Annotated in this window: 20 protein-coding genes and 2 pseudogenes; 9 read left to right on the top strand and 13 right to left on the bottom strand. The window is 58.5% G+C overall.

Annotation, left to right across the window (positions count from 1 at the left end):
- Positions 1–288: 288 nt before the first annotated feature.
- Positions 289–1,029, top strand: coding sequence for a PEP-CTERM sorting domain-containing protein (locus AC0L3J_RS29285; protein ID WP_473349318.1), 741 nt, complete (start codon positions 289–291; stop codon positions 1,027–1,029).
- Between the two features lie 539 nt (positions 1,030–1,568).
- Here AC0L3J_RS29285 and AC0L3J_RS29290 read toward each other — a convergent pair.
- Positions 1,569–1,676 (bottom strand): annotated as a pseudogene (locus AC0L3J_RS29290) (PEPxxWA-CTERM sorting domain-containing protein); the annotation flags it as partial.
- 683 nt (positions 1,677–2,359) lie between these two features.
- A complete protein-coding gene (locus AC0L3J_RS29295) occupies positions 2,360–3,064 on the bottom strand; it encodes a PEPxxWA-CTERM sorting domain-containing protein (protein WP_473349319.1) in 705 nt (234 codons plus the stop codon).
- Positions 3,065–3,614: 550 nt separating this feature from the next.
- On the opposite strand from AC0L3J_RS29295, the gene AC0L3J_RS29300 reads away from it, so the two are divergent.
- Entirely contained in the window at positions 3,615–3,782 is a 168-nt protein-coding gene (locus tag AC0L3J_RS29300; protein ID WP_156948738.1) for a hypothetical protein, read from the top strand.
- Between the two features lie 560 nt (positions 3,783–4,342).
- Here the strand turns inward: AC0L3J_RS29300 and AC0L3J_RS29305 are convergent.
- From AC0L3J_RS29305 to AC0L3J_RS29320, 4 genes and pseudogenes are all read right to left on the bottom strand, one after another.
- Entirely contained in the window at positions 4,343–4,537 is a 195-nt protein-coding gene (locus AC0L3J_RS29305) for a hypothetical protein (RefSeq protein WP_473349320.1), read from the bottom strand.
- 425 nt (positions 4,538–4,962) lie between these two features.
- Positions 4,963–5,201: pseudogene (locus AC0L3J_RS29310) on the bottom strand (hypothetical protein).
- Between the two features lie 31 nt (positions 5,202–5,232).
- Positions 5,233–5,901, bottom strand: coding sequence for an IS66 family transposase (locus AC0L3J_RS29315; RefSeq protein WP_473349321.1), 669 nt, complete (start codon positions 5,899–5,901; stop codon positions 5,233–5,235).
- A 981-nt stretch (positions 5,902–6,882) separates the two neighbouring features.
- Positions 6,883–7,122, bottom strand: coding sequence for a hypothetical protein (locus tag AC0L3J_RS29320; RefSeq protein ID WP_473349322.1), 240 nt, complete (start codon positions 7,120–7,122; stop codon positions 6,883–6,885).
- On the opposite strand from AC0L3J_RS29320, the gene AC0L3J_RS29325 reads away from it, so the two are divergent.
- Entirely contained in the window at positions 7,121–7,432 is a 312-nt protein-coding gene (locus AC0L3J_RS29325) for a hypothetical protein (protein ID WP_473349323.1), read from the top strand. The two genes, AC0L3J_RS29320 and AC0L3J_RS29325, sit on opposite strands and share 2 nt — an antisense overlap.
- Positions 7,433–8,629: 1,197 nt before the next feature.
- Here the strand turns inward: AC0L3J_RS29325 and AC0L3J_RS29330 are convergent.
- The 5 genes from AC0L3J_RS29330 to AC0L3J_RS29350 all read right to left on the bottom strand — a co-directional run bounded on the left by AC0L3J_RS29330 (position 8,630) and on the right by AC0L3J_RS29350 (position 15,376).
- A complete protein-coding gene (locus AC0L3J_RS29330) occupies positions 8,630–11,224 on the bottom strand; it encodes an NfrA family protein (protein WP_473349324.1) in 2,595 nt (864 codons plus the stop codon).
- Between the two features lie 191 nt (positions 11,225–11,415).
- Positions 11,416–12,363 carry an alginate O-acetyltransferase AlgX-related protein gene (locus tag AC0L3J_RS29335; RefSeq protein WP_473349325.1) on the bottom strand — a complete coding sequence of 316 codons (948 nt, stop codon included), beginning with the start codon at positions 12,361–12,363 and terminating at the stop codon, positions 11,416–11,418.
- A 37-nt stretch (positions 12,364–12,400) separates the two neighbouring features.
- A complete protein-coding gene (locus tag AC0L3J_RS29340) occupies positions 12,401–13,444 on the bottom strand; it encodes an alginate O-acetyltransferase AlgX-related protein (RefSeq protein WP_473349326.1) in 1,044 nt (347 codons plus the stop codon).
- A 10-nt stretch (positions 13,445–13,454) separates the two neighbouring features.
- Complete coding sequence (locus tag AC0L3J_RS29345; protein ID WP_473349327.1) at positions 13,455–14,834, bottom strand: MBOAT family O-acyltransferase; 1,380 nt, start codon at positions 14,832–14,834, stop codon at positions 13,455–13,457.
- A gap of 11 nt (positions 14,835–14,845) precedes the next feature.
- Positions 14,846–15,376, bottom strand: a complete 531-nt coding sequence (locus tag AC0L3J_RS29350; protein WP_473349328.1) for a hypothetical protein — start codon at positions 15,374–15,376, stop codon at positions 14,846–14,848.
- Positions 15,377–15,850: 474 nt separating this feature from the next.
- Between AC0L3J_RS29350 and AC0L3J_RS29355 the strand changes: the two genes are divergently transcribed.
- From AC0L3J_RS29355 to AC0L3J_RS29370, 4 genes are all read left to right on the top strand, one after another.
- Positions 15,851–16,135 carry a hypothetical protein gene (locus AC0L3J_RS29355; protein ID WP_063993579.1) on the top strand — a complete coding sequence of 95 codons (285 nt, stop codon included), beginning with the start codon at positions 15,851–15,853 and terminating at the stop codon, positions 16,133–16,135.
- A gap of 2,965 nt (positions 16,136–19,100) precedes the next feature.
- Positions 19,101–19,310 (top strand): hypothetical protein, encoded by a 210-nt coding sequence (locus tag AC0L3J_RS29360; protein WP_027516262.1) that lies wholly within the window; start codon positions 19,101–19,103, stop codon positions 19,308–19,310.
- A gap of 663 nt (positions 19,311–19,973) precedes the next feature.
- A complete protein-coding gene (locus AC0L3J_RS29365) occupies positions 19,974–20,558 on the top strand; it encodes a hypothetical protein (RefSeq protein ID WP_473349329.1) in 585 nt (194 codons plus the stop codon).
- A gap of 509 nt (positions 20,559–21,067) precedes the next feature.
- Positions 21,068–21,229: a hypothetical protein gene (locus AC0L3J_RS29370; RefSeq protein ID WP_198034835.1), complete on the top strand. Its 162-nt coding sequence runs from the start codon at positions 21,068–21,070 to the stop codon at positions 21,227–21,229.
- A 709-nt stretch (positions 21,230–21,938) separates the two neighbouring features.
- Here AC0L3J_RS29370 and AC0L3J_RS29375 read toward each other — a convergent pair.
- Positions 21,939–22,673 carry a metallophosphoesterase gene (locus AC0L3J_RS29375; RefSeq protein WP_473349347.1) on the bottom strand — a complete coding sequence of 245 codons (735 nt, stop codon included), beginning with the start codon at positions 22,671–22,673 and terminating at the stop codon, positions 21,939–21,941.
- 92 nt (positions 22,674–22,765) lie between these two features.
- Between AC0L3J_RS29375 and AC0L3J_RS29380 the strand changes: the two genes are divergently transcribed.
- Positions 22,766–22,996 carry a hypothetical protein gene (locus AC0L3J_RS29380; RefSeq protein ID WP_156948755.1) on the top strand — a complete coding sequence of 77 codons (231 nt, stop codon included), beginning with the start codon at positions 22,766–22,768 and terminating at the stop codon, positions 22,994–22,996.
- A 250-nt stretch (positions 22,997–23,246) separates the two neighbouring features.
- The gene (locus tag AC0L3J_RS29385) at positions 23,247–24,674 is read left to right on the top strand and encodes an undecaprenyl-phosphate glucose phosphotransferase (protein WP_027516285.1); all 1,428 of its coding nucleotides are present in this window, start codon (positions 23,247–23,249) and stop codon (positions 24,672–24,674) included.
- A gap of 54 nt (positions 24,675–24,728) precedes the next feature.
- On the opposite strand, the gene AC0L3J_RS29390 is transcribed toward AC0L3J_RS29385, so the two are convergent.
- On the bottom strand, positions 24,729–25,007 hold the full coding sequence (locus tag AC0L3J_RS29390; RefSeq protein ID WP_473349330.1) for a hypothetical protein: 279 nt from the start codon (positions 25,005–25,007) through the stop codon (positions 24,729–24,731).
- Positions 25,008–25,274: the final 267 nt, after the last annotated feature.

Here is a 25,274-nt window from a genome sequence, read left to right on the forward strand (position 1 = left end):
GAGGGAACGCTGGTGATCAGTACCCAGTAACCCCTTCTTCAAACAAAAACCCCAGCACCGGGTTGAGACGGGGCTGGGGTCTAAGCTTACCAAAAGGCCTGTCCGGGATTGGGCCGGGCAGATTGAGATCCTAGTCGCTGAAGGGTTAACTTTAGGTTGCCTAACCCGACTTCTATTTCTTTTCCGCCAAAGCGGCATCGGCGCACGATCGTCAGCTAATGGCGCTTGCCGCTGCAGGCCGGATGTGTTCATATTAACTAATTTTTAAATAAAATTTTTGGAGGTTCCATGACGCGTTCGAGTGCCTTGGTTCTTGCGCTGGCTCTTTCAGCCGCTCTGTTATTTCCGAAGGTGGCAACTGCCGCAATTCTTTTCCAGGATGGGTTCGAGCTTCCAACAGTTGTTCATACGGGACCGGCCCGACTGAGCGGCGATTCCGGTGGATACGACAATTATGCGACCAATGCGAAGATTGGTCCTTGGACAGTAGTTGGATCTTCTCCCCGATCGGACGCAATTTCAGTTGTCACTACGGACTTCAGTCAGCGGGGCTTTAATTTCATTGCTCAGGGCGGCTCCGCACAGTGGGCGGATCTTGCCGGTCAAGATACAAACGGTGCCAATGGTGTTGAAGTGACAGTGACGGGTCTCCTCAACAAGGGCTACGCCGTCTCGTTCTGGGTAGGAACAGTGTTTGATCCCCCCATTTTCGGGACTTCGACGACTGTCAATCTGCTCGTCAATGGCGACCAAGCCTTCCAAGCGACGACGATCGGGGTGCCCGATGAGGCAACCCAGAAGTGGGAGCAGTTTACATACAACGGCTTCTCATTGAAGGATTCCTTGACCTTCAGGTTCATTAGTGGAGATCCGGGGAGTGACTTCAATTCCGCCTTTGACAGCGTTGTTATCAGCACGGTGGATGCCGTTCCCGAGCCCTCGACCTGGGCGATGATGATCCTGGGCTTCGCTGGTCTGGGCTTCATGGGCTATCGACAGAAGAACAAGCCTTCGTTCCGCCGAGTCTGAACTCAGCCTCAAAGCGACAACCAAAGCCGCCTCAGTTGGGCGGCTTTTTCTTGAGCTCGACATGGACGGGGTGGCGGCCGGTGGTTCAAGGAAGGTTAGCAATATCCTCGAAGACAACCGGTTATTTTCGATCCGCACGATCGCGAGCGATCAGCAACCCGACCTCACAGCGCTCCCGATCGTCTCTCAGAAGGCGCGCGGTATCGAATGCCAGACGGCGCCTAGATGAGAGGCGAGGTGCTGATCTACAAACAGGCCGAATGACGGCCACTGAATGAGAGCTGCCCCAAACAGGAGGATGGCGGTAGAGCCGGCCAACATCTCTTTAACTTCGCGGTGCATGCCCGAAAACGTAGCAGCATAGCGATCCATTGTCGACTTGCAGCTTGCAGAGGGACACCCGGCCGCTCCTCCCCAGTCAGGAGCGCGCCTCGACGCGCTTTGGTCCTGCTCTCCGCTGGAGCACTTCGTCAACGAATAGGCAGCGCAACAAAAAGACCGCCAGAAGGCGGTCTTCGTGCAAGTCCGAACAGGATTGCTTATGCCGCAAGGCGAGCAGAGCTTTGATTGCGACGACGGTGCGCCATGAAGCCGAGGCCGGCAAAGCCCAGGACCATCATGGCCCAGGTTGATGGCTCGGGAACGGCCGAATTGATCGCGAACGTTCCGTTCAGGTGATCGATGTCGGTCCGATAGCGGATGGTCGTGCCGAGCAGAACGTCATCAAGGGTCAGCGTGTACTGGTTACCACCGAAATTCAGGCTCTGAGGCTGAAAGTCGATATAGACCAGGCCGCCGAGAACTGTGATGAGGCCGGTGACGCTTGCGGGGAAGTTCAGCCCCGTCGTCACAGGAGAGGTGAGCGAGACAGTCAGATTGAATGCATCCCCGAGAAACGCGTAAGGGTTAAAAAGCCCGGTGTTCTTCAGCGTGAAAGAGCCAAGATCGACCGTGGCGCCAGCGGCCACGTTCGTGAAGGTCGTCCCCTGGAACGAAAGGGTATGATCCGTGGCGGTGCAGGACGAGCCGAAGCACCCCGTGGTCGAACCTGTGAATGTGGATGCGCTTGCGCTCGTCGCGCTCAATCCAAGCGCAAGAACCGCAGCAAATCCCAAATCCCGAAACAGTCTCATAGAGGCCTCCGGCCCGCAAACGATGGAAATTCTGGCGTAGTCACCAGACTATGCGAATAAATCAGGAATCGGGCTCGAGTCAATATATATCAATTAAATCTGCGAAATTTAAATGTTAATAACTAACCGGGTTGGCGCTGACCTGCGAAAGACCGCCCTCACGGGCGGTCTTTCGGCTCGCGAGAGCTGGACGATACTCAAGCCGCAGTCACCGGAGCCCCACCCTGCTTCCGACGACAGGCAATGAAGCCGATGCCCGCGAAGCCCAAGATGAACATCGCCCAGGTCGAGGGCTCGGGGACTGCGCTCGTGAATGTCGCCGAGAATGTGAGGTCTGAAAAATTGTTGATCGCCGAATTCCATGCCGTCTGGGTCAGATTGGGTGTGGGAAGGGGCACGGTGTCGGAATAGATCGTGCTCCATACCAACGTGCCGAGATTGGAAACGGAGTTGGCGGTGCAGCCCCCGAAGTTCAAGCAGGATCCAACAGTCGCCGAGCCGCTATTGTTGGCAATTCCGTAGGTGCTGAGGAACGCCACATAGCTCTGGCCGAGCGTTACGTTGGCACCCACCGGCGAGAAGTCGAGAATGCCGGCACTCCCGGCCACCACCGGGCTCTGCCAAAGCAAGGCGGTCGGCTTGGAGCCGTCCCAAGCGTAGACGGCAGCGTACAGTGAGGTAAGGCTCGAGCTATTGAGCGTGAACTTGAAGTCCGTGAGCGAGCCGGTCACCGGAGCGGTGAACGTCTCCCCAACGAATTGCGTTTGCTGGCCGCCGGTCAACGAGCCCGATAACGAGCCGAAGCTATAAGTGTTGGTCGGATTGCTGATCACATCAGCTGAAGCGGGTACTGCATGGGCCAGAACTGCTGCGACGGACAGCGCAGCTACTTTACGAAACATCAGAAACAACTCCCTTGCTTTGTGGTGCAGGGAGAAGTCGCACACCGGTTCCGACGTCCTGATGACAGTGAGGCGACAGTGTCCGGGCAATTTGCCGCAGTAAACCCGCTAGTCCTGGAACGCGCGCTTTATGCCAGAGCCGACATCTCGGCTTCAACTTTGGTAGCAGTCCAGCTGGGTCCTCGCGCCTTCTTGTGAACCCGCACAGGGTAGGCGGGTTCACGTTTCCGAACGGGCCATGAGGGCCGTTCATCTGGAACTGCTCACGCTCCCGGCGTAATCAAAATTGACGAAAACCGAGCTCCGGCGGTAGGCTACGACCATTCTTGTGACAGACCGCGCTCGTGCGGATTTTCTCGCCGTACGACTGCCAGCGGAATGGCGCGCTGGCTTATTCAGCTCCGTCGGGATTGCGGTCATCACGGGACCTTGATTGAACGAGCTCGCGCACAGGCGCGACCAAACTTCGCTCCGGTGGGGCATGTCGGCTTTGTTGGTATGTCGGCTTTGTTGGTATGTGTTTTGCTTTTCGTTGGTTTTGGAGATTGCCATGAAGGACGCATTGCACAAGGGGCGCAAACCTCGCGAGCTGAAGAAGGTCCAGCGGATGTCGAAGAGGGCTGCCGCCCCCGAGACTATCGCGAGCCGCTACCTGGAAGTATTGCGGCTAAGACAGCGTGTGCTCGAGGCTGATTCTTCCCGCGCTGTACGCCACTAGGGATAGTTAAATGCTCTCGATTTACGTGACGTCGCTGGTAGTCGGGACGGTGGCCTGGCTTTGGGCCTTGACCACGGGTATCGCCTGGATGTTCGGGGCATAACGATCGTCCGCTGAAAGGCGACTGGATCGCCTGCCTTTCGCACGACGGAAGGCTTTACAGCACGGGCTGCCCAGCTGCTTCGGCGTGATGGAGCACCTTCTAGCCGCTACTGTTTGGACGCCCTGTAGCTCATGTTTATGCAGGGAATGCTATCAAGGGCGGCGGGATGATGCAGGTCTCACCCGATTTCTGCCTTTTGATTACGTCCGTCTTAACTTTTCTGCGCTTGCCTTGAGCATTCAAAGGGAGTGCCTGATGGCTAAGGAGAGGAAGTCGATCCGAGAACTCTCGGAGATGATCAGCGGAGTGGTCGGGGTGCCAGGGCTCAGCCTCACCATCCGGCCTGACCACGCTTACGGCTGGCAACCGGTAGTGTTGTCAGCGCCGGGCAATCCCATCGGCTTTCAGAGGAGGGTGGAGGAGATCGCCCATCGCATGCGAATGCAATACGATCTGGCTATCTAGTCTGCCAGCGTCTACGCGATGGTTGCTCGACTTGTTTGTTGAGCCGTGGCGGGGCCTGATCCGGGAATTCGTACCCTTCCCCGTTGAGAAGCCGCTGCATTTTGGTCAGCAGGGCGAGCCGCTTCTCGGCTTCGATGATTGATTTTTGATTATCATTTCCGAACAAAATCTGAGACGACTTCTTCATCCCCGGGTCCTCCAAAAAGAAGCAAAATGCCGATAGTCTCCGGGGCTGTCTGTAACCTAAATTACTAAGTCTCTCTTTTTGTGTTCATTCAAACCGGCCTGGCTGGAACTCTGCGCGCGGAGTTCCGGCGCGCCTCCACGGGATGGAGCTAGTGTTGGTCGCCAAGCAGTTTAGCCCGGGGCAAGGCCGTAAGGCAGCCGACTTCATGATGTCGCCATAAAGCCGGTTCGCACTGACGTCACCTCTCACCCGGTCTCCTGGCGCGGGGATACGCCTACTGCCCTTAGCAACATGTGCGGTGCTCGCTCGCGATAGCCCTCACAGCCTTGTGGCACCGCTTTGCAGATATGGTGACACGGGCCGGCAGTGGGTGAACAGAAGCAGCCCGTCACCATCAGCGTATCCATTCGGCGTAGGCCGCAGGATTAGCGCCTGAGCAGTCCAAGGTTCTCTTTGTAGAACCTGATCAGCTCGATGAGGTTTTCGATTCCGAAGTCTGTGAACGCCTGGATGCCGTCTTCTCCGAGGCCATAGACCCAGATGTAGCCGTCCTCGATCTCCATTTCGTTGGCGATGTCCCACAGCCAATCTTCGTCTTTTCGCCGACGTCTTTCGCGACCTGGATGATGGTGGTGACGTGATGGATCTTGACGTGCGTGATCATGCCCTCGAGCAGAGACTGATGACGTCGGCGTCTAATTCAAGGGCAGAAGTTCGTCCAGCCGATGAGCCGGATGGGCGGGATGCGGGCGAGGATATTGGTGAGCCAGGCCTGTGGGTCGATGCCGTTCATTTCGCTGTGGCGATGAGGCTGTACATTGCTGCGGCGCGCCGCCCTCCGCGATCAGATCCGCAGAACAGCCAGGACTTCCGTTCAAGAGCGATGCCTCGCAAGCCCGTTCGGCGGTATTGTTGGAGAGGCGCGTCCATCTTCCAGGAACAGCGTGAAGCTCGGCCGTCGCTTCAGGATGTGGTTGAACGCCTTGGCCGGGTTTTGGCGGCGGGACAATTTGGCGAGCTGTTCGCGCATTTTGGACCCGTAGTTCTTCGACCATGGGCCGGCTCAGCATCCGTCGCACCTGAAGGCGCTCCTCGGCGCTCGTGCCGTTGAGGAACCGTTCGATCTCGAACAACGCATCGATCCTTCGCACGACCTCGATCGCGACCGGAGAGAGTGGGATTTCCTTTTTGCCGGCGGCCTTGCGCCGGGCATTCTCTTCGATGTCAGCCATGGCAAAGAATGGGTGCCTTGCATGCGACCAGCAGGCAGCTTCCCGGATCGGTCCGGGCTGGCGCCCGGCCAGACAGAGCTGGTCGTACCCGTCATAGGCGTCGGCCTGCAGGATGCCGGCATACCGGGCCAAATGCCCCGCGGATGCTCACCCTTGCGGTCGCGGGAGCAGTAGAACACCGCTGCTGGTGGGTCCGCGCCCGCAAACGGCCGGCTTGCTTATCGCAGCTTCTTCAATGCGTTAGCGGGAGAGCCTCAGCTAATCGGTCCACCTTGGACTGAAATGCGGGGATCATCACGGCGGTTGCTGAACTTCAGGGGGCGGCACCGTGACTCCGTCGTCGAGCGTCGTCGCGATAGAAGCTCTGAGCCCAGGCTTCCTTGAGCCTGCTTCTCGCTGGAGCCGCCATTTGTACGCCTTTCGACCTTGGGAAATTTCCCAGGTGTCCGGCGGGTAGGTCGCCGCTAAACAGCTCTTGGAACGTAGGGGAGTAGAAGAGCGAGAATGGAAGAGCTTATTGCTCAACTTGATAAGTTTCGACCGGAGGCAGGCTATTGTGCTCGGTTGGCGAGAACTGCACCCGATAGGCAGACGCGAGCGCTGTTCGAACGGCTTGCAGAACGGGTACGAGAGATGGTTCAGGAAATCGAGACGACGATCGCCGCGCGAACGAAACCGAGTGGTCGGTGGCAATGATCGTCCAGTGGCCAATTCCACAGCCTTACGAGCATGTGGCGCGTCCCACTGGAGGCGTGCCTTCGGCAAAGCGGCATCGTAAGTACATCACAAAGCATGCATTCTAGGTAAGTCCGGCCGCGCTCCCGCCACTAGCTCACGCGGGTGAGGAAACGCAGTGGACATTGAGACATTCACGGTCGAGCCTGCCTGCCGGTTCTGCTGGCGATCTTGGTGATCTGCAAGGCCGGCGCTGACGTATCAAAAGTGTGGATCGCGGTGCACGCAGGGGTAAATTCGGAGTGTCGTATCGGGAATGGGCGAAACAATAGTGGCGTCCATCCTCATCACGCTTGCCCTTGATGCTTTGGGCTAGCGATCTTGTGGTACTTGATGAAGTAACGCCGCTTCAGGGGGCTGCGTCGCAGCTCGCCGTGCTCAGTGCAGCGTCACCTGAGCGGGCGCGCTCGGTAGACGTAGCTGAGCATAACATGCGTCGATCTCGGACGGACGGGGCGAGGGAAGCTCATTGATCCTGTCCAGCGCTTGGACCAAATCCGATAGCCAAGGAGCGCTGCTCGCGGGGGCGCTTGATTGTGCCGCTCCCTGGCTCTTCATGCCGGGAATGGAGGCCGAAATGACGCCGCCGTAAATCGCGTCCAGAAGCACGTTCAACATGACCGCCATCCCCTTGTTGATTGGCAACGACGCTAGACACCAATTGTTTCGGGGGTACTTCGCGGCCCAGCGGAATGGCTTCATCGGCCAACAAGCATCATTATTTGACCCGCGACCGGCTCAAGGGCTCAAGGACGGTCAGTCGCTTGAGGATTTGAGGATGCACCACGGGCTTCTAGCCGTGCACCTGAACGTGCAGAACGGACTTCGCGATCGCTCAGATCGAGTTGCGGCGAAAGAGAACGAGCTTGAGGGCTTGTCGGGAAGGTGGCCGGTCGACGAACGCTCCAAACGCTCAGGCGCCGGGTGAGCCTTCTGTATCAAGCCCAGCCGGGCAGGGATGCCTCACCCCCCCATTTCGCTCGGCGTACCCATTCGGCTAGTCAATGTTCTCATGTGGCTTTGCGGGCCCACAGCTACCCTACCACAGAAGTCGCGTGGAGCCCGGCCAACTACTGCTGGGGGACAGACACGTCTCGTCCACGAGAGCGTTCTACATAACCTCGAATCGCGCCCGGTTGGGATTTGAGTGGCCGATTTGGGGCAGATCAGCTCGAGGAGATACAAGCTAGCTGCTGGCGGGTCCTAATGCGGGTCCAGCATTTTCGCGTTCCGAACGAAAAGCGAGGAGTTGCAGCCCCTTGAATTATGCGGGCACCGGTTTGCACATCCGCTAGCCTGTGGTCGCGGACCAACACTAGATAGACGCCGGCTGGCCCCGCAATGGATGGCGCTAGCAGACTTCAACGTTATTGACCGGTATTGGAGTTGATCTCGCCGGCGGGGGACCACTCGAAAATCCGCGAAAACGCGCGTCGGTGCTGAGTCCATTAGCAGCGGATTGGAAATCGGGACCGAGCTGCTGCGGAGCGAGTGTGGACAAGCGAAAAAAAAGTGCGCCCCCTGAATAATTTCCGTGGATATAGGACTATTTGGGGGTAGCTCCCGACGCAGAGCAAACCAGCCTCGATAATATAAGGACTTTACGCAATATATTTGATCCAGCCCGGCGATCCTCATGACGCTCAGGCAGCTGCCGCACGAAGATGTTGAACGTGGTGACCCATGAAGAAACCAGTTTGACATAGACCAACAAGCGCCTTAGTGGCCGCGATCATCAATTGTTGTTTGCATCGCCCGGTGATTGATCTCACGCGAAGGGTCGAACGAAGTCAGACGTGCGGCACTCGCCAGTATCGAGGCGAAGACCCATATAGCCCAACACGTGATCAGCATTGGTGATCTCAGACTTGCCATGGGGGCTCATGGCCGCTCGCAAGTGTTGCAATCTTTGTTGCTGAGCTCAATTGCGAACTGATGGTAATCTAACTTCTCAACCTTAACGCGGGCGACTGGCAGGCAATGCTGCACTCGAATTCGCACCACCTTGGCTGATCCTCCATTCGACGGCGCGTAAAACAAACCCAGCAGGTTAGCCGCCACATTCCGCGAAGCTGTCTGCCGGGCGGCGCGAGCTTCGGGAGACGACCGGCAGCCAGAGCGATGTTCAGTAGTTGATGGATGTCTGCGCGAAAATGCCCTCGGCACGTTTGTCGCCTGCCAGCCTGAAACGGTATTGCAGCGTCAATTCCCAATATGAGGGGGGCGCAACATATCTGGTCTCACCGAACCAGTACCGGATCGAGCCGCCGACGCCGGCCGAGTAGGCGTCATGAACCGCGAACGAATCATCATAGCTGGCCGCGATCACAGCGTGCGGAAAGAGCACGAGATTCCTGCTGACAGGATCCAGCCGGAAGCTGTGACCAAACCGCCCTTCGAACAGTCCGACCAGCTGCGTCTTCTCAAAGAAGCGGTCGATTTCCGTGTAGATGTACCAGGTCGGCCAGTGCGTATCGATCGCCCGCAAGTCAGTGCCGACCGTATAGGAATAGGCTCCCCTGAGGAGCGTATCGTTGCGCGCCGCGTCGCCCAGCCTGAACAGCTTGTCGACCTCGAGGACAAGATTGTGCTCCGAGAACGGCTTCCACCGCGCGCCGGCCATGCCTTGTGTGGTGGGCAGTCCGGTCGGCCCGCCCGCCTGATCATAAAGCGTCTCGAACACGCGGCCGAAGACTTCGAACAGGGCGCCGTTGCGGTTTCCGAACGCTTCGGGACGGTAGTAGAGCTCGGATCCGAATTGCGATGTATAGCTGCTTCCCGGCGAGTTAATCGTCAGGAAGGGATTGGGAGCCGATCCAACCTTGCCGTAGGAGATTGAGCTGTTGATACCCCACGTCCGTGTGAGATCGGCGACCGTTCGCCGGGTCTCGAACAGCTTCTGGTCATCGATGTTGACGCGCCCATCAGCTTTCGCATCGATGCCTTCCTTGAGATACGCGATAGCTTTCGGATTTTGAAACCGCCGCATGGCCGTGTAGCCGGCATCGATGGTCGCACGAGGCGGAAGTGCGCCGCTGGCTTTCGCGCGATCGAACAGCTCGAGAGCCACTTCGTCATTGCCGACGGCCACCCCGATGTAGGCCAGGTCCGGTTCCCTGATCGAGCCAAGTTGGCCGCGAGCAATTGCCGCATCAAAGATCGCGCCTGCTTCGGGCTTCCGGCCCAGCTCCAGGAGAGTATTGATCTCGGCCTGGATGGCACCATCTCGCTGGGCGTTGCTGGTCGATAACCGCTCCGCAGACTTGAAGTCGCGCAAGGCTTCTTCCTTGTGTCCCAGGCTTTGGTTCGCGTAAGCGCGCCTGATCGTGAATTCATAGTCGAGGCCGGTGCGCGGAATAGCCCGGATCGCCCGTTGGGGTTCCCTGGCCTTGAGCGCGGTGTCGACCAGCGCGAGACGGACATTCCGGACTTGCTCGACTGGAAGCCCTCGCGCCAGCGAGGTTTCCCAATCTGCCATCGCACCCCTGTCCTTGCCAATGCGGACACGCGCGAACCCCCGTTGGGCATAGATCTCGGCGGTCGCCAAACCTTCCGCGATCGCACGGCTCGCGGTGGCTTCCGCCTCAGCCGACCGACCAGCACTGAGCTGCAGGTTGATCAGTAGCAAGCGCGTGCTGGCGATCTCGGGCATGCCCGCAACCGCTTTCCTGGCTTCCTCGATGGCTACCCCGTAATTCCTTGCCCGGCTGGCCTCATAGGCTCGTCCTGCCGCCTCGATGCCTTCGGCCTTCCTGTCGATCGGAGTGGCGATACTCTGAACGTAGGGCGCTTGCAGACTGCATACGGAGCCGTACGGCGTGTCGCGGCAATCCTGCACTGGCATGGGTAAGAGTTTGCCGTCGCCTTTCAGCGTCGCCTTGCCTTCGGCAACCGCATCAGCGTCGCCGATCCGTGCAACAACCAGCGGATCCGTTTTTGGATACGGCTGAAGCAGGGTTTGAACTGCGCGGTAGTCACCGGACGCAAGTGCTGCATCGGCCGCAATCAGCCGAATCTGCTTTTTCTCAGCGTCGGTGAGGTCGGGAAGGGCGAGTGCCGCGTTCAGGTCGGCCAGGGCGAGGGTCCGGTTCCCAAGCCTCTGGTAGATGTAGGCCCGCCAGACGACCGGCACATAATTGCCTGGATCGAGCCTGATCGCCTCCGCTGCGGTTTCGGCAGCCGCCGAAAGGCTGTTGTCAGCGAGCTGGGCTGCGAGCAATAGCAGGCGGTAGGACATCACGTCCGGCCCGTACTCCACGGCCCGGCGGGCGGCGCGAATGGCGGCTTTGGTATCGCCGCGTTCCAGCGCCTTGTAGCCCTCCCCAGCCGGTTGCTGCGCGAGGCGCTGGCGAATGCTGGACTGCCGGGACTGCAGTTCCTGGTTGGCGGAAAAGGTTGAAAGCGCCGCCGCTGTCGCCTGCTCGGCTGCTGCGAGATTTCCTGCGGCGATAGTTGAGTCAATCAGCAGCAATCGCAGGCGAAGGATATCGGGACGCAAGTTCACCGATGTTGCAGCCTGGTTTGCTGCCGCTTGATAGTTGCCCTGTTCAAACGCCTTATAGGCCGCTTCAGCAGAGGTGTAGGCTTCCCCTTCGAGCGGGCGATCCGGATCAGCCGTTTGGGCAGCTACCGGGCAGACCAGGACAAGCGAAAGCACCAGGCCGCCGATGACAGCCTGCAGCTTACGTCGTCCTGGACGTTCTGCGCGCCAGATAATCATAGCCCCCACAGGCATGTGAAACCGAGGAGACCAGCCTAGCTGAGCTACGGATTTGGCGGAACCGGAATCCGGCGAACGATTAGAGCAACGTCTTCAAAATTCATGCTTTTTCCGGGCGTGTTGCTGAATTGCTGCTGTATTTCTTCAGCAATTTCAGGCACAAAATTATACGTCAGACAAAATTAAGCTTTTCATCGATTTGACAAGGCATCACTAACCCTGGCGCGCCAGTCATTGGGGCTGGAAATACTTTGCGGTGCCCATTCGCCAAGGGCGTCAGGTCCGTTCTGTATCTGTGCTTCGTTGAGCTGCCAGACCAGATATCTGATTGGCGCGGCCGTGAATTCAGGGGACCGGAGATATTGCAGGAGCGTAGCCCAGGGCCCGACGTCTCCGGGATTCCACTTCAGCGCGACCGGGCGGTCAATCCTGTTGGACAGTCGCTGCGGAAAGCCGAAGTAAGGCTGCACGAAACTGTTGCCGACCACGGCGACCGGAGATGGGTCCGGGTCGAGCAGTCCGGCGGCCGGCGCAGCGGTCGCCCGTATGACATAGACATCCGGCCCGATGGCCCGCTTCCGGTCCGGAGGCAGGAAGTTGGCCGCGAGGTCGCCAAGATGCCGATCGCTCATCCATTCGCCCAACCGGGTTCCGCCGCCGGGCTTCCCCGGCAAAGGCGCCCCGGCGGCGATTACACCAGCGACAAGATCCGCTGTCGCTTCGGCAGCGAACGTCGTCCAATGAAAATCGGTGCGGTAAAATACTTCCTTGCCATCGGCCGTGACTGTCTTGAAGGCATCCCGGAGGTCGGGCGCATTGACTCCAGCAGCACGGAGTCCGGTGAGCTCCCGGTCATAGCGCCCGCGAACAGCGTCGGACATCGCTGATCCGTCGGGTAGCAAGCTCTCATAGAATCGGGGCTTGAGCGGGACAATTGCCACAATCAATTTGACGTTTTTCTGAGCGAGCAGGCGTTCGACGTCTGAAATAAGCTGGATGGACGTGCGCTCTGCCTCAGGGCGGGTCACGGTGAGGCTCTCCCAACCGGCAAAGAGCCAGTTGGACTTCCCCTCGATGACAGCGTCGTGTGCCACTGCAGACGACGCGAGTGCAAGCCACGCGGTTGCAACAGCCACCATTAATCTTGTCGGGCGAGGGTTCACTGAATCACCTGATCTACCGCATGAACATCTTCTCGCCCTCACTAAGAGGGACGACGAGGGATCGCATAGGCCACTCCCATATCACCACCTTGTTCTTGTCCAGGCTCCCAGCTCTTTTCTCGAGGGTTTCAAGCAGCGCGCCGGCGAAGCCGCCGCCGGGCTGGCTGACCTGGGCCACTTCTCTGGTGAGAGCAGCCTGAAGATACTCGAAGAATCCCGAGTTCAAAGAAAACGAAGATCCAGCCAGAATGATTGACGGTTCGGCTGCGTCGTCGAGCAGTCCGCGCGCGTGCGAAATCTCGGCTTTGACCTCCTGCTCCTGCTCGGGAGCCGGGGCCAGCGCACGTGGCGCATGGGTCAGCCCGGATTGTCTTAACAAATCACCGGTACGCTCGCGTAGTGGCCCCTCGATCAGTTTGATTGCGTCTTGTCCGGGAGCGAGCGTGCCAGAAACGGCCTGCCTGATCCGCTCGACGGCAAAGCGTGCGCCAGCCTGATCCCAATGCGTATCGGTCCTCCAATAGCCAGGTCTGGGCCAGGTGTCGCGGAGATCGACGACAAACGCGCCGTCGACGCGTGCCAGTTCACTCCAGAATCGGTCTCGCAAGCGTGATTGTACAGCCGTGATGCCGCAGAGCTTGTCTTCCACCTGGTCTGCCTTGTCCGGTACAGGGACAATAACGAGGCGCGCGCCCGATTGTTTGATTGCCCGGACCAGCCGTTGCAGCATCTCCGCGCGGAGAGCCATCCTTTCGCGATCATTGCGTTCGGCCCGCACTTCTTCGATGCTGTAGAGCCAATCACCGCACCCGGCGCGGACCTGTGGCCCGGCGTCGCCCAGTAACCGATACTCCAGCCCTGTCACCAGGCCGTCCAGCGTGACGCTTCGCGGCACCGCTCCAAAGATTGCTTTGTCGATTTTCTGCGCGAAGCCGCCGTAGGCTAAATCGTTTACTGTCGTCGTTTTCAACACCTGGCCGAGTGCTTCGTGACCTCTGGTCAGCACGGCGACGAGGCCCGAGAAGATAACTGCGAGTACGAGCAAAGGCCGGATCATCCCGCGTCCCTCAGAACTGGAAATACAGGAAGGGAATCACGGTACGGCTTTGCATCGTCCATAACGCGCAGAGCCATAGCAAGAGCGCCAGTTCAAACCGTGGACGATCGATGTAACGTCGCAGCGGGTATTCAGGCAGTGCCGGGGCGTACACTACGAAGAGGCTCACCCCGAGCGTGAGCAGTTCGACAGGTCTTGCCGCCGCGGTCATTGGTGATGAAAGGGACAGCCCGTTAAGCCCCAGCAGTGCCGTCATCATTGTCTGGACAACATGCCAGTCCTGGGCCCGAAATAGCAGCCAACCGATCATCACAAAAATCAAGGTCAGAAAGTGGGCGGCTACTGAAGGGATCGCCGGTCCGCCAGCTGCATGCCACAGCCGTGCAACCATCAATCCAACTCCATGCCAAATGCCCCAGACCAGAAATGTCCAGCTCGCTCCGTGCCAGAGCCCGCCGAGCGCCATGGTCAGCAAGAGGTTGAAATAGGAGCGAGCCTTGCCAGCGCGGTTTCCGCCAAGGGGTATGTAAATGTAGTCGCGGAGCCAGCTTGACAGGCTGATATGCCAGCGGCGCCAGAACTCGGTGATGGATCTGCTCAGATAGGGATTGTCGAAATTTTCCGGGAATTTCAGGCCGACCATCAGTCCCAGCCCGATGGCCATGCTACTGTAACCGGCAAAATCAAAATACAGGTGCAGCGTGTAGGCTGCGGCCGTCAAGGCCACATCGGCCGTGCTCGGGTTTGGCAGCGCATACCCGGCGTCGACAAGTGGTGCGAGCGTATCCCCGAGCAGCACCTTTTGTGCAAAGCCGAGCATGAAACGGCGCCAGCCTTCCGTGAATTCCGCGAGGTCGAAGGAGCGTGACGACAGCCGTTCCGCGACGGACTGATAGCGGACCACAGGACCTGCGACCAGGTGGCCAAACATGGCCTGGTAGGTTGCGTAATTCACGAAGCTGGTCTCGGCGGCGACCGTCTTCCTGAAGACGTCAACTGAGTAGGATATCGCGCCAAACACGAAGAATGAGAGGCCGATTGGCAAAGGAATCGCGGTCCAATGTCCCGCTGAAGCACCAAGGGCCAGCGCGCTTTCAGCGAGAAGGTTGGCGTATTTGAACCAGATCAGACTCGCAATAGGCGCAAGGATAGCAGCGAGCAGGGCAAATTGGCGCTCGCCGCCATCGCTTCGGACGATCCAAAGGCCCGTCGCCCACGACCAGCAGGCAATCGCAACGAGGAGAGGCAGAAAATCGAATCGCCACCAGCCGTAAAAGATCAAGCTGAACACGAGGATCGTGAAGTTACGGAATCTTGCAGGGGCGATCGCATAGGCGAGCAAAAACAGAGGCAAAAAAACAAAAATGAAGGAATCGCTGACAAACACCATCGATGCGTGGCCTAGCGCTCTCGATAGGCTTCGATCTCATCCAATTGTCCGGTGAGACGAAGCCGCCCGGAGCCCTTGCGAAGGAATAGGCTGTAGTAATCGCCGGTGCGGAGTTGGGGAAGCGTCAGGAGCGCGTTGTCTTCGCCGCAGGACCCTTCGAGTTTGGCGATCACAGGGTTGATCGTTCTGGACTGGACGGAGGCGAACGAAGTTTGTTCAAAGATCGTTGGGCCGCCCGCAATTTTCAGCATCGCTGTGCACCCGGGTACGAGATTGAAAAAGCGCAGCCTGGCTTTCAGGCCGTCGCTGGAGCTTTGCGCCTCGTCAATCGACTGCAGGGTCCAGTCCGAGTTGGTCTTCGAGATCACGAGGGTGAGATACCTCTCGGCGCCTGGCACTATATCTTTCGAAGAGCCGTCGATGGAGAGGTTTAGCGGCTGATTGCCTGGAACGGCGCGGTAGGAGCTCGCCCCCGTAGCCTCGCTCATCGGCAAATCCAGGAAGTTGACCTGAATCCGAGGGACATGTCCGTCGGACGCCATGACAATTCTTACGAAGGCATATCCCGGCGGGGGTCTCGTCGCATACAACCGACCGATCTCCTGCCCAAGACTTTGACCGGGCCGGACGATCGAGAGTGCCAGGAGCAGCACGGCAAAGCCGAACAGCCTCCGAGGAAGGCGATCACAGGGAAGAAGAGGTGCCATCTTTGGATTCAGGGCCTGGTTGAACAACGCGCCGGCTGCTTAACAGCCAGCCATGAGAACGGCATCCGGCCAATACCTCTGGTCGCATGGGAAACAGATTTCCGACGGTCCCGGCGAAGACGGCCAGCACTCGGTTGCGATCCTGCCATCCTGACCAGCCGGGCCGAATGTGGCAGATACATCGCAGCGAGGATGCCGCGGACAGCAAATCCTCTGGAGATGGCTCTGTAGCCTTGTCCTGTGAATGAGAGGCCATTAAGACTATTCATCCCTGTTAACATGAATCGGACGGGTCAGAGGGGCCATACAATGCTGAAACTGGCTGGAGCGGTCACCGGTCTCTCGATGATGCTGGCGGGAGGCGTATCGGCCTCGCCGCTTGTTGTCCAGGCCAGCGCAGCTCAGGCCGACGGTGCGCTTGAGCAGGTGAAGGTGATCTGTGACGAAAGCGGCCGCTGTCACCGTCCGCCGGTCCGCCGGCCTGTGGCGCGCTGGGTCTATGGCGATGGCAATTTTTACGGTCCTTACGACGGACCGGGCCATTATGGCAATCCGAGGCTTCGCTACCGGGTGTTTCCTTACTTCTGGTGGTAACACGCCGGATGGTCGTACGACGACATAAACACTGCTCTGGTGGTCCGTTTTCGGGAGTTTACCCGTAGGCTTGCCGGGACTGACTGTCTTTCCTCAGTCAACGGGTAGCGTGTGCGCGATCGGATCGGCGCTTCTTGCCCGCAACTGCGCTTACGTCCCCGGCCTGCAACAAAAGTGCTCCTTCGCCGCGGCTGCCGGACGTACGCAGCCTGCTCGGCCACGCGACCACCAGCAAGGCATTTTTCAACATGCGCGCGAGCCGCGAACTGTGCTCTCTACCCGAAATCGGCAGCTCGGAAGGGCGAGGTTACCTGGTCGGAACCGCATGATCACGGCCGGTGGCCGCACCATTGATAAGACGTGAAGCTCAACGTCAGAAACAGGTAATCACCTCGTTGTCACCGTGTCTTCAGGCCATTCGATAAGGGGACAGTACAGTCCCCGACTTTCGATCTCACGACGCAATTCCTCTGCACGCTCTTTCGCCGGGCCGCGGAGCAGCCGAATGCCTGACCGGGCATCCGCGCGCACCTCGTCGCGGATGCTCTCGTACATGCGGAAGATGAAATGGTCCGAGAGATTTTCGAAGGGCATCTGCGCACCAATTCTGCAAAAGTGGGTGGGTAGCCAGACTGGGGCGAAAAGTCTGGCGGCCCTGCCAGACTACCAATCCGTGGTCTTTGGCATCAACTCAGACCCACTCTGTCCACCGCGGCCAAGCGTTAGAGAAGCGCGCGCCCGGTCTCAAGGCGAACTTCGGATTAACCTCACTTCTCAAGGTTAAAATGTCTGCCTGGAATGTGCTTCTCAGCCCTGGTCGCGATTTCACAGCCTGCTGCGGCTCAACCAGATCCGGCGCATTCGCGGCGGTTGCAGGCTGTCGATATGAAAGCGTCCATCAAGGGGCTGAAGGAGCTGGCTGGCTTTGCCGGCCGGCTCACCGACGGGGGAGAACGCGACGATCTCGCGGTCAAGGGGCAGCGCCGGGATTTGCCGCGCTGACCGACAGCACGCCGCGCGGAGGCGGATGTCACCCGCCTGCGCCGAGTGAGCGTGTCATCGGTTGGATGGCCGCGAGCAGTGCCGGCCCAAACGGTGATCGACCCGGGAGAGCGGCTCCTTCTGGTCGGGCAGGGCTTTCGAGGAGGCCACCTGGAGGCCGCCGGCCCCGGGGGCGAAACTTGGGGTTTGCGCGGGGCCGGCGGTCTTTTGGGCGGGACTGGGGGTCACGCCCCGGAAGCCTAGCCGACCCTTGCGGGCCTTTAAAGTGCGACCTTGGATGCAGGACATGACCTCTGGGCCGAGGCCCTGGATGGACTGTCAGCGGCAACAGCGGCGGGCATGTGCTCGTCCGCGGCCATGCTGGCAGGGGCGTCGCGTGGCTGTCGGCGGCGAGCCGGGTCTCGCCAACTTGAGGCCGCGCAGAACAAGATCATCATCAGCCAGTGGTCTGCTCGCCTTGAAGGCGGTGTTGCTGGCCGCACATCGCGTCGTCAGATCGCCAGACACTTCGCGAGCGAGCCACGTCGGCTCAAAATCTGCCCTTGGCCGCGTTGGGTGTTGGAGTGGCGCCCGCCCGCAAGGCTATGGGCCGCCGCCTTAGAGGCAGAGCCAAGGGAGCCGGTTCGAATGATCGTGCGTGACGCTTACGTTTTCACCAAATAGGTGACCGCCTCGCCTGCATCCCGTTCGCTGAGGGTGATGTGGTGCAGTCGCCCGGAAAAGAGCCGAAGGATTGGCGAACGGAGTTCACCGGCGCCAGGCTGCCCGCACCGAATATGCTCATCGAGAGGCTCCCCACGGAAGATGGACCAGACAAACCAGAAATCTGACCGGCCTTTCTTTCCAATCTTTACAGTTTCTCTGTCCACGAATATCCTGAAGCAATTATTTGATTTTTCAGGTGATGTTATGAAAGCTGTTGCCGCCGCTCTCCTGCCCGTGACTTATTACGCACAAGCGCAGACCTGAGCTCGTCAGCTACCACAAAGAACGCTCAGCAGCCGCTGACCAAACGTGCACCAAGTTGCACACGTGCCATGCAGATGTCAGGCAAACCCTGGCAGGGTGGCTATCATCAAATATGAGATCCTCGCCGATAAGTCTGGTGAGGTTTTCTCTTTCTCGTGGCACGCAACTTCGGTCTGCGGGCCCTTTTGCAGGTCCTGATAGAAACAGCCATTGTGGATGCATACAGATGCAGGTGCCGTGCCCAAAATGCAGAGTGATCGTCGCCATTGGCGCCACCAAATGGTTCTTTGACGGAGGCGAATGCAGGGAGCTTCGCGGGACCGCTGCGGGCCGGGCTGAACAGTATGAAAAGTGTCCCGCCCTGATCGAAGCGGTGTCGAAGGCAGGGAAGAATGCTAGTAGCTAGCCGAAAGCCATTGATCATCTCACCGAAAAGCAGAACAGGTTCAAGCGGCCTCTGGCACCATTTGGAGGGCGCGATGAATCTGATTGTACTCGAGCCTGGTCGGCTATAGGGGCCCACGATGAAGGCGCGATATCATGTGAGCTCGGCGCGGATGTTGTAGTGGCGGATCGACGAGCTCCGTCTCCAACGTATGGCAGAAGAAACCGGGCGGGCTGGATCCAGGAGGAAATCGATCAGCAACGCAAACTGAATTGAGGTCTCCGCCACAATCCACCGGAGGATCAATGCTGGTTGCTCGATCGGGTCAGACAATCGCAAGCTGGGCTGAATCCAGCACGCGCATCAGCACCTCTTCAACCAAAAGACCGGCCCGAGGCGGTCTCGAGGTCAGCGGTGAGGAGGCTGGAGATCAGACTGCACGCAAGCCGACGTTGATACGCCTGTGGCCAAGCCAGTGGCTGCTGAAAGATCAATTAAAGAGCTTCTTTGATTGCTATTGACGGCCACCAAAAAATGCGAATAATCTATTATATATTTAACTTTGGGGTATTTATTGGTTCGCTGCGAGTAACCAGTTGGAGCTATCTAATGGGCCGGGCAGGACTGCAAATGTCTCATTTGCGACGCCTCCAGGCGGCGCTCGAGAAGATTGCGGCTGATCTTGACGAGATCGAGGGACGTTCCCACGCGCGGCTGCGTTACATCGCCCAGGATCTGAGCGAACCAGGTTCGGCTCGCAGCCTCGAATCGTTCGTTTCCAACTTCGAAATTGCGGTAAGGGGCCGATTGCTCAATTGAGCAATTGAATACAGGAATTATGCGGCGAGGCGGTACGTCGCTCGCGCTTCGGCATGCCGCGCAAGACAGTACTTTTCAGGCAGGCGAGGGTGCCTCCTGTTTTGGTTGATCCAAGCGAGGCGAAAGCGGCGCGGAAGGTCTGGGCGTCTCAGTGGACGCTCGCGCCTGTCACGCAGTCGTTCTTGAGCCATAAAAGAATCAGCGGTCTGCGGCCGCATGTCATTCCAGGTCATTCTAATGGACCTACCCGATCTCAAAAGTCGGCTTGGTCTTTTGGACTCGGATCAGGAAAGGTTGTCTGGGTGCTCAGTCAATGGGCAAGGATCTCGACGCTCGCGGTACGCGCAATGTCGCCACGCCAACTAGGCGGGCTTGGTCACAAAAACCGGCGCGGTCGCTGAATCGCAAGCAGCGTCCCAGGCTCCATCAAGAAAGAATGCCCGCGCTTGCGAATCGGAAAGGCCAGGATCGCAAGCCCAGACTTGCAGTAGCAAGAGATCTCATCTGCTCCACTGTTTGCTTTCAAATGGCATGTGCCAGCAGGACGGCAACGTTGGGGTCAACACCGGAGCAGTTCAACCTTAGTGGCGTTTATCGCAGCGACCTGCATCGTATAGCCTCGTGCGCAATTGACATGCATGATTACTCTCATAAGTTGGCCCGATGCCAAGCTATTCGACTGCCGCAGCACTTGTCTTCCTGTTTTCCTTCGCGCCATGTTTTGCTCAATCCCGTCAGGAGGAGGGGATTTTGAGCTCCTCATCCGACGACGGACCGATGCCTTTTATCGACCTGCTGGCGTCGATGTCAGGGCATTGCAAGACGTTGACGGTCGCCGGCCGCAGCTTCAACTGCAAGACCATTGCTTACGCCCATGGGGACAAGGGCCGGGTGAATTTTGCAGTCGCTGTCGACGATCCCGACGATGAGAATCACGTGGTGTCGTTCTCCGGCGAGAACGGCAAGCGGGCCGACGACAATTCCTATGAGCTGCCGATCGACCGCATGCTGCTCAATTCCAGGGACCGCCCTAAGATCGATGGCCTGCCTGTACCCAGTAAACAGGCCTCAACGGGCGTCTGCCGCCAAACCGGCAATTTCGCGGCAAGGAAGGTGAACGACGTCACCTGCTTTGCCATCGACAGCGAGGGCCGCCGCTACGAACTGCTGTTCGTTTCTGACGGCACGCCCGTAAGCGTGCGTCGTATCAGGCAGTCGGCGCCGTCAATCCAGGATCCGTTCAAGTGAGAGCTGCGAATGTGGACACAGGAATCACAACGCAGATAAAAAGATCGCCTGTTCAGCCTTGCGGTGTAGGGTCCTCAAACCACGTCTGGCGCGCCCAGATGGCCGCCGGGCGGGAGAAAGCCTGGGTAACCTAGCGCGTCGCAGCGGCTGGACTTTCCTGAACAGCCGTCTCCCGGCATCGCTCTCGTTGATCAGAACGGGTCGGTTCGGCCTGAGGGTAATGCTGATCACGCAATTCCGGCTCTCGGCTGCACGGCTTGCCGTCCGAAAATCTCTTCATCCACCATCGAGCGGGGCGACAGCCTCGACACTATCTGTCCAGGCCAAGGTGCTTCCGTTCTTCCTTTTGATCCCGGCTTCGCCGTTCAGGGCTCTTGAGAGTGGCCGGCACCGCTCCGGCAGCTCGGCGGCAGCTTTAACCTTGGACCAAGTTCCATATTCCTTTCCCGGAGTAACGGCCGCATAGTTTACTGGTTTTCAGCTCGAGATTTTCCGATGAGGTCTCTGCCATGTCCCAAGGCGTCGAAGATCTGCAGATGTTGCGTCTCATCAGGGCTTTTCAAAAGATCACTGATCAGGACTCTCGGCGCATGGTTGTGATGTTCGTCGAGGAGCAGCTTGACAAGCAAGTGGCGCGAACCCGACAAAAGCTTGGGCGGACCGAGCACTAGCGCGAGATCAAACCATTTTCCTCGTGCGGCGTGATGGCGCTACGGGCTGAAGATCGCCGGTCGGACGCAGTCCGATCAGATCGGGCCGGCGCACCTGCCGAGAGGGCGCTCGCCGAGACTGCCGCGCAAGATGTTTCACATCGGCAACCCGCCGCTCACGAGGCTGCACGACCAGTCCGGGCTCGATTATCTCGGCGTGTTTAATACAGTGCTCCAGCTCAACGACCGCAGGCCTGTCTTGCAAGGGCGCAGTCGAGGACGAGCGTTGGCGCGGCATCCGAGGGGGGCTCCATGAATCAGGAGACCACCAGACCCAATCGCGGGGATGCGGGACCGACGCCCAAAGGAAACTGTAAGGCAGTGATTCGCGGCGAGCCGCATGGAAGTACTGCGGGCAACGTTCTCCAATACGCGCATCTGCCGTGGCTTGACGATCAGTGAGCGTCCGGTTGCGCAAAGCGCGGGGCCTGGAAGGCTCGCTCCCCCGTCATCAGTTGAGCGGGAGACTCGCGGATGGCGAGTGAAAGGACCGACACACCAACCTTCAGAGAATTCCGTCGCTCAGAACAATCGCGTCCCAATGACAGCTGGCCGGAACTTGCTCACCAGAGGGAGACCATCACGGCCCCGGCAACTGGATATCGCACGCAGGCCATCGCCGGAATGAAACCTGCATCATCGAGGTGTTAGATAGAAGGCATTTTGATGCTTATACCGCGAGCAAGCGGGTGCCTTGGATGCTCATGAGCGTGAGATTTCCAGTTGCATACGCCCCTGTATCGATGTTGGCCCGGTTGGCACGTAGCTCGGCGCTGCGCACCGGAGTATGACCGTGCACGATATACTTGCTGAAGTGCTCGTCGCTCTTCAAGAACTCGTCGCGAATCGACAGCAAGTCGTCTTCGTGCTGTTCGGACAGGGGCAGACCGGGTCGAATGCCGGCGTGTACGAAGAAGAAGTCTCCGCAGGTAAAGGACAGTCTCAAATTGCGCAAGAACTCGACGTGACTACGCGGAATAGCTCGGGCAAGCTCCCGCAGCAGGTTGGTCGGGTCTCCCCTCAAATCCGCCGATGAAACTCCATAAGAGGCGAGCGTCTGTGCTCCGCCAATCCGAAGCCAATTGTTCAGAAGATGGGGCTCACGCAGGACCCTGACCAGGAATGACTCGTGGTTCCCCTTCAAAAAAACGGTGTTATTTCGCCGGCTGCGTTCAATTAAGATATCCAGGGTCGATCGTGTGTCGGGGCCACGATCGATATAGTCGCCCATGAACACCTCAATCGCGTGTGAAGGCCGACTATGAGCCAGATCGGCATCGATCACGCGCAGCATCGGCATCAACAAATGCGCACAGCCGTGGATATCGGACATTGCATAAACCCGAACCCCCTCCGGCAGCTGGGGTTTCGGCTTTGAAAGGCGTGATCGGAAGAAAGGAAGCATTCTGAAGCTGGCGCTTGAAACCTGTTGGTCGAGCAAGGTAGTTCGTGAGACATCGTTGGAAGTTACCAGGTACAAAGTCAAACGGGGCTTTCGTGCTGAAGAACCGAGCTGACGAATACGACAGCTTTGTGTGCGGAATTGACGAGACATCAGAACGCGTCGATCTGGTCATGACCATATTTATTCGTACGTTTAACGAGCGCAGCGGGGTATCTGCGGCTGATAGAGAAATCCGGACCTGGAAGGCCGGACTCAACGCGCCTCATTCCAAAACAGAGCAACCCTGCTGGTTGAGCGATTTCGTTCTTCTCGTGCTGATTTGAAAAGGGATGAGGACTCTGCCTTGGCTCATATAACCAGGGTGTGACGCCGTCATGTTGTCAATGCCACGAGCAGATTAAAATACACGCATCGCGGGAACACTATCCAAATTCAGAGCCCAGCTCTGCGATGCAAGAAAAACGCGTGCGGTGCCACATTGTCGCTGCGATCTGTTAACACCCTGTGTCGCGAACACCGCAAATCATCTGCGTTGCGATGAGTGCACGAGCGCTCGGCACTTAGGGGTATCGAATGGTTGTTGCAACTTACGGCTCTGATGACGGTCATTCGCTTTCTGCCGCGCGCGGGACCGCACTTCAAAGACCATTCCAGGTTTTCGTCATCGCCGCTGATCTCTTGCTGATCTTGATCTGCTACGCAGCGGCATCCCGGTTTTACAGCGCAGCGACGGCCTCAGTCCCGGAAGGCACCTCGGTTGGCGCGGGCCTTATTGTTGGCGTGCTGTTTATTTCAATCGCCTACTTTCAGGGCGTGTACGACACACATCGCTTGCTGAAGCTCGCCTGGCAGTTGCGCAAAGCCATCGTCATCTGGGCGGCATCCTTGATGATACTGGCCGTTTCGGCGTTCCTGCTGAAGTCGACGGACAATCTGTCGCGAGGCACGGTCATCATTTTCGCCGGTGCCGGCGGCGTCGGACTGATGAGCCTTCGGTTCGTCTGGCAAGTGGCCCTGGGATCGAGCTTTGCAAAAGGACGTCTGGTCGATCGCAAGGTCGTTCTGCTCAGTCTGAAGCCGCTCGACTTCACTTCGAACCGCTTCAAGGATTTGAGGAAGAACGGATTTGATGTCGTTCGTCATTTTGTCATCGGTGCGGATGGCGAAGAGGGGTGGGAAAGACTGATCCGCGACGTCATTCGGCAGTCGCGGGCGGCTGACGTTGATGAGTATCTGCTGGCGATTGACTGGAACGAACTGCCGCTGTTGCAAAAGATTGGACAGCATCTGCGGGCGGTCTCGCAGCCAGTTCGGCTGTTACCGGACAACTCGATTGCTGATCTGGTCTCGCGTCCGTTCCTTCCGGTCAGCGGGACCGTGGCAATCGAGCTCCAGCGCCCTCCACTGACCATATTCGAGCGGTTGCAAAAACGCAGCCTCGATGTGGGCCTGGCGTCGTTCGGCCTGATTGCATTGGCGCCGTTGTTGATGACGATCTCGGTTCTGATCAAGCTTGACTCGAGCGGAAACGTGCTCTTCCGGCAAATGCGCCGCGGATGTAACGGCAAGCCGTTCCAGATTTTGAAGTTCCGGACCATGACGGTTGCCGAGAACGGCGATACGGTTGCGCAGGCGACGAAGGGCGATACGCGCGTAACCAGGTTGGGGCGGTTCCTTCGCATGACAAGTATGGACGAGTTGCCCCAGCTCTGGAATGTACTGCGGGGTGACATGTCGCTCGTCGGCCCACGCCCGCACGCGTTGGCGCACGACAACTACTATGACGAGCTGATCCGCAACTACATCTATCGCCATCACATGAAACCTGGCTTGACGGGCTGGGCCCAGGTCAATGGTTTCCGTGGCGAGACGCCGACGATCGACCTGATGGAGAAGCGGGTGGATTACGACGTCTGGTACGTCAGCAATTGGAGTATCTGGCTCGATCTGAAGATCATGGCGCGCACCGCCGCCGCCGTCATGTTCCAGGAAGCCTATTGAGGGGGAGCGCATGTCCGGACCAACGCGCAGCTGACTCTTTTTCCGGCTCTGGACTCAGCGGCCCCGCCGTCGTCCGAAGAGCCGCACGAGCTCGTTGCGGAGGGCTATGAGCGGGGGGACCAGCATGAAAAATGCGCCCATCGCGATCGAGATCACTACGTGACGGAGTGAGAGCGGCTCGTCATGATCAAGTTGGGCAGTGCTCTTCTCGATCTGGGCGGGCAACAAGGCTGTCCCGGAGGGGGGCCCCAGTTTGCGCGGCGGAACCATGATCAACACAAAGAGAATATTGATCAGTAACCACATGCTCAAAAGAACGAGGGCGGTCAACATCGAAGTCACCGAAAAAACAGCCTATACAACGCCACGCAAGCTCCAGGCAACCCCGAAGAAAAGAGTGCCTGAAATTTGTGCGACCAGGTTGAGCAGATCAGTTTGGCCTAAACTCAGCGTTTCCTGTCAGAGAGGCCGCTACAACAGAAATTTGCCAACGCTGCGAGCGCGTACCGCCAACAGCTAGGTACGGCAATCAAGGTCGTTTGTGGATTCCGGACGAATACGGAAGATCCACCCGGCCGCTATGGTAAATGCGCTTTGGTA

The organism is Bradyrhizobium sp. Kon37, assembly GCF_055807535.1.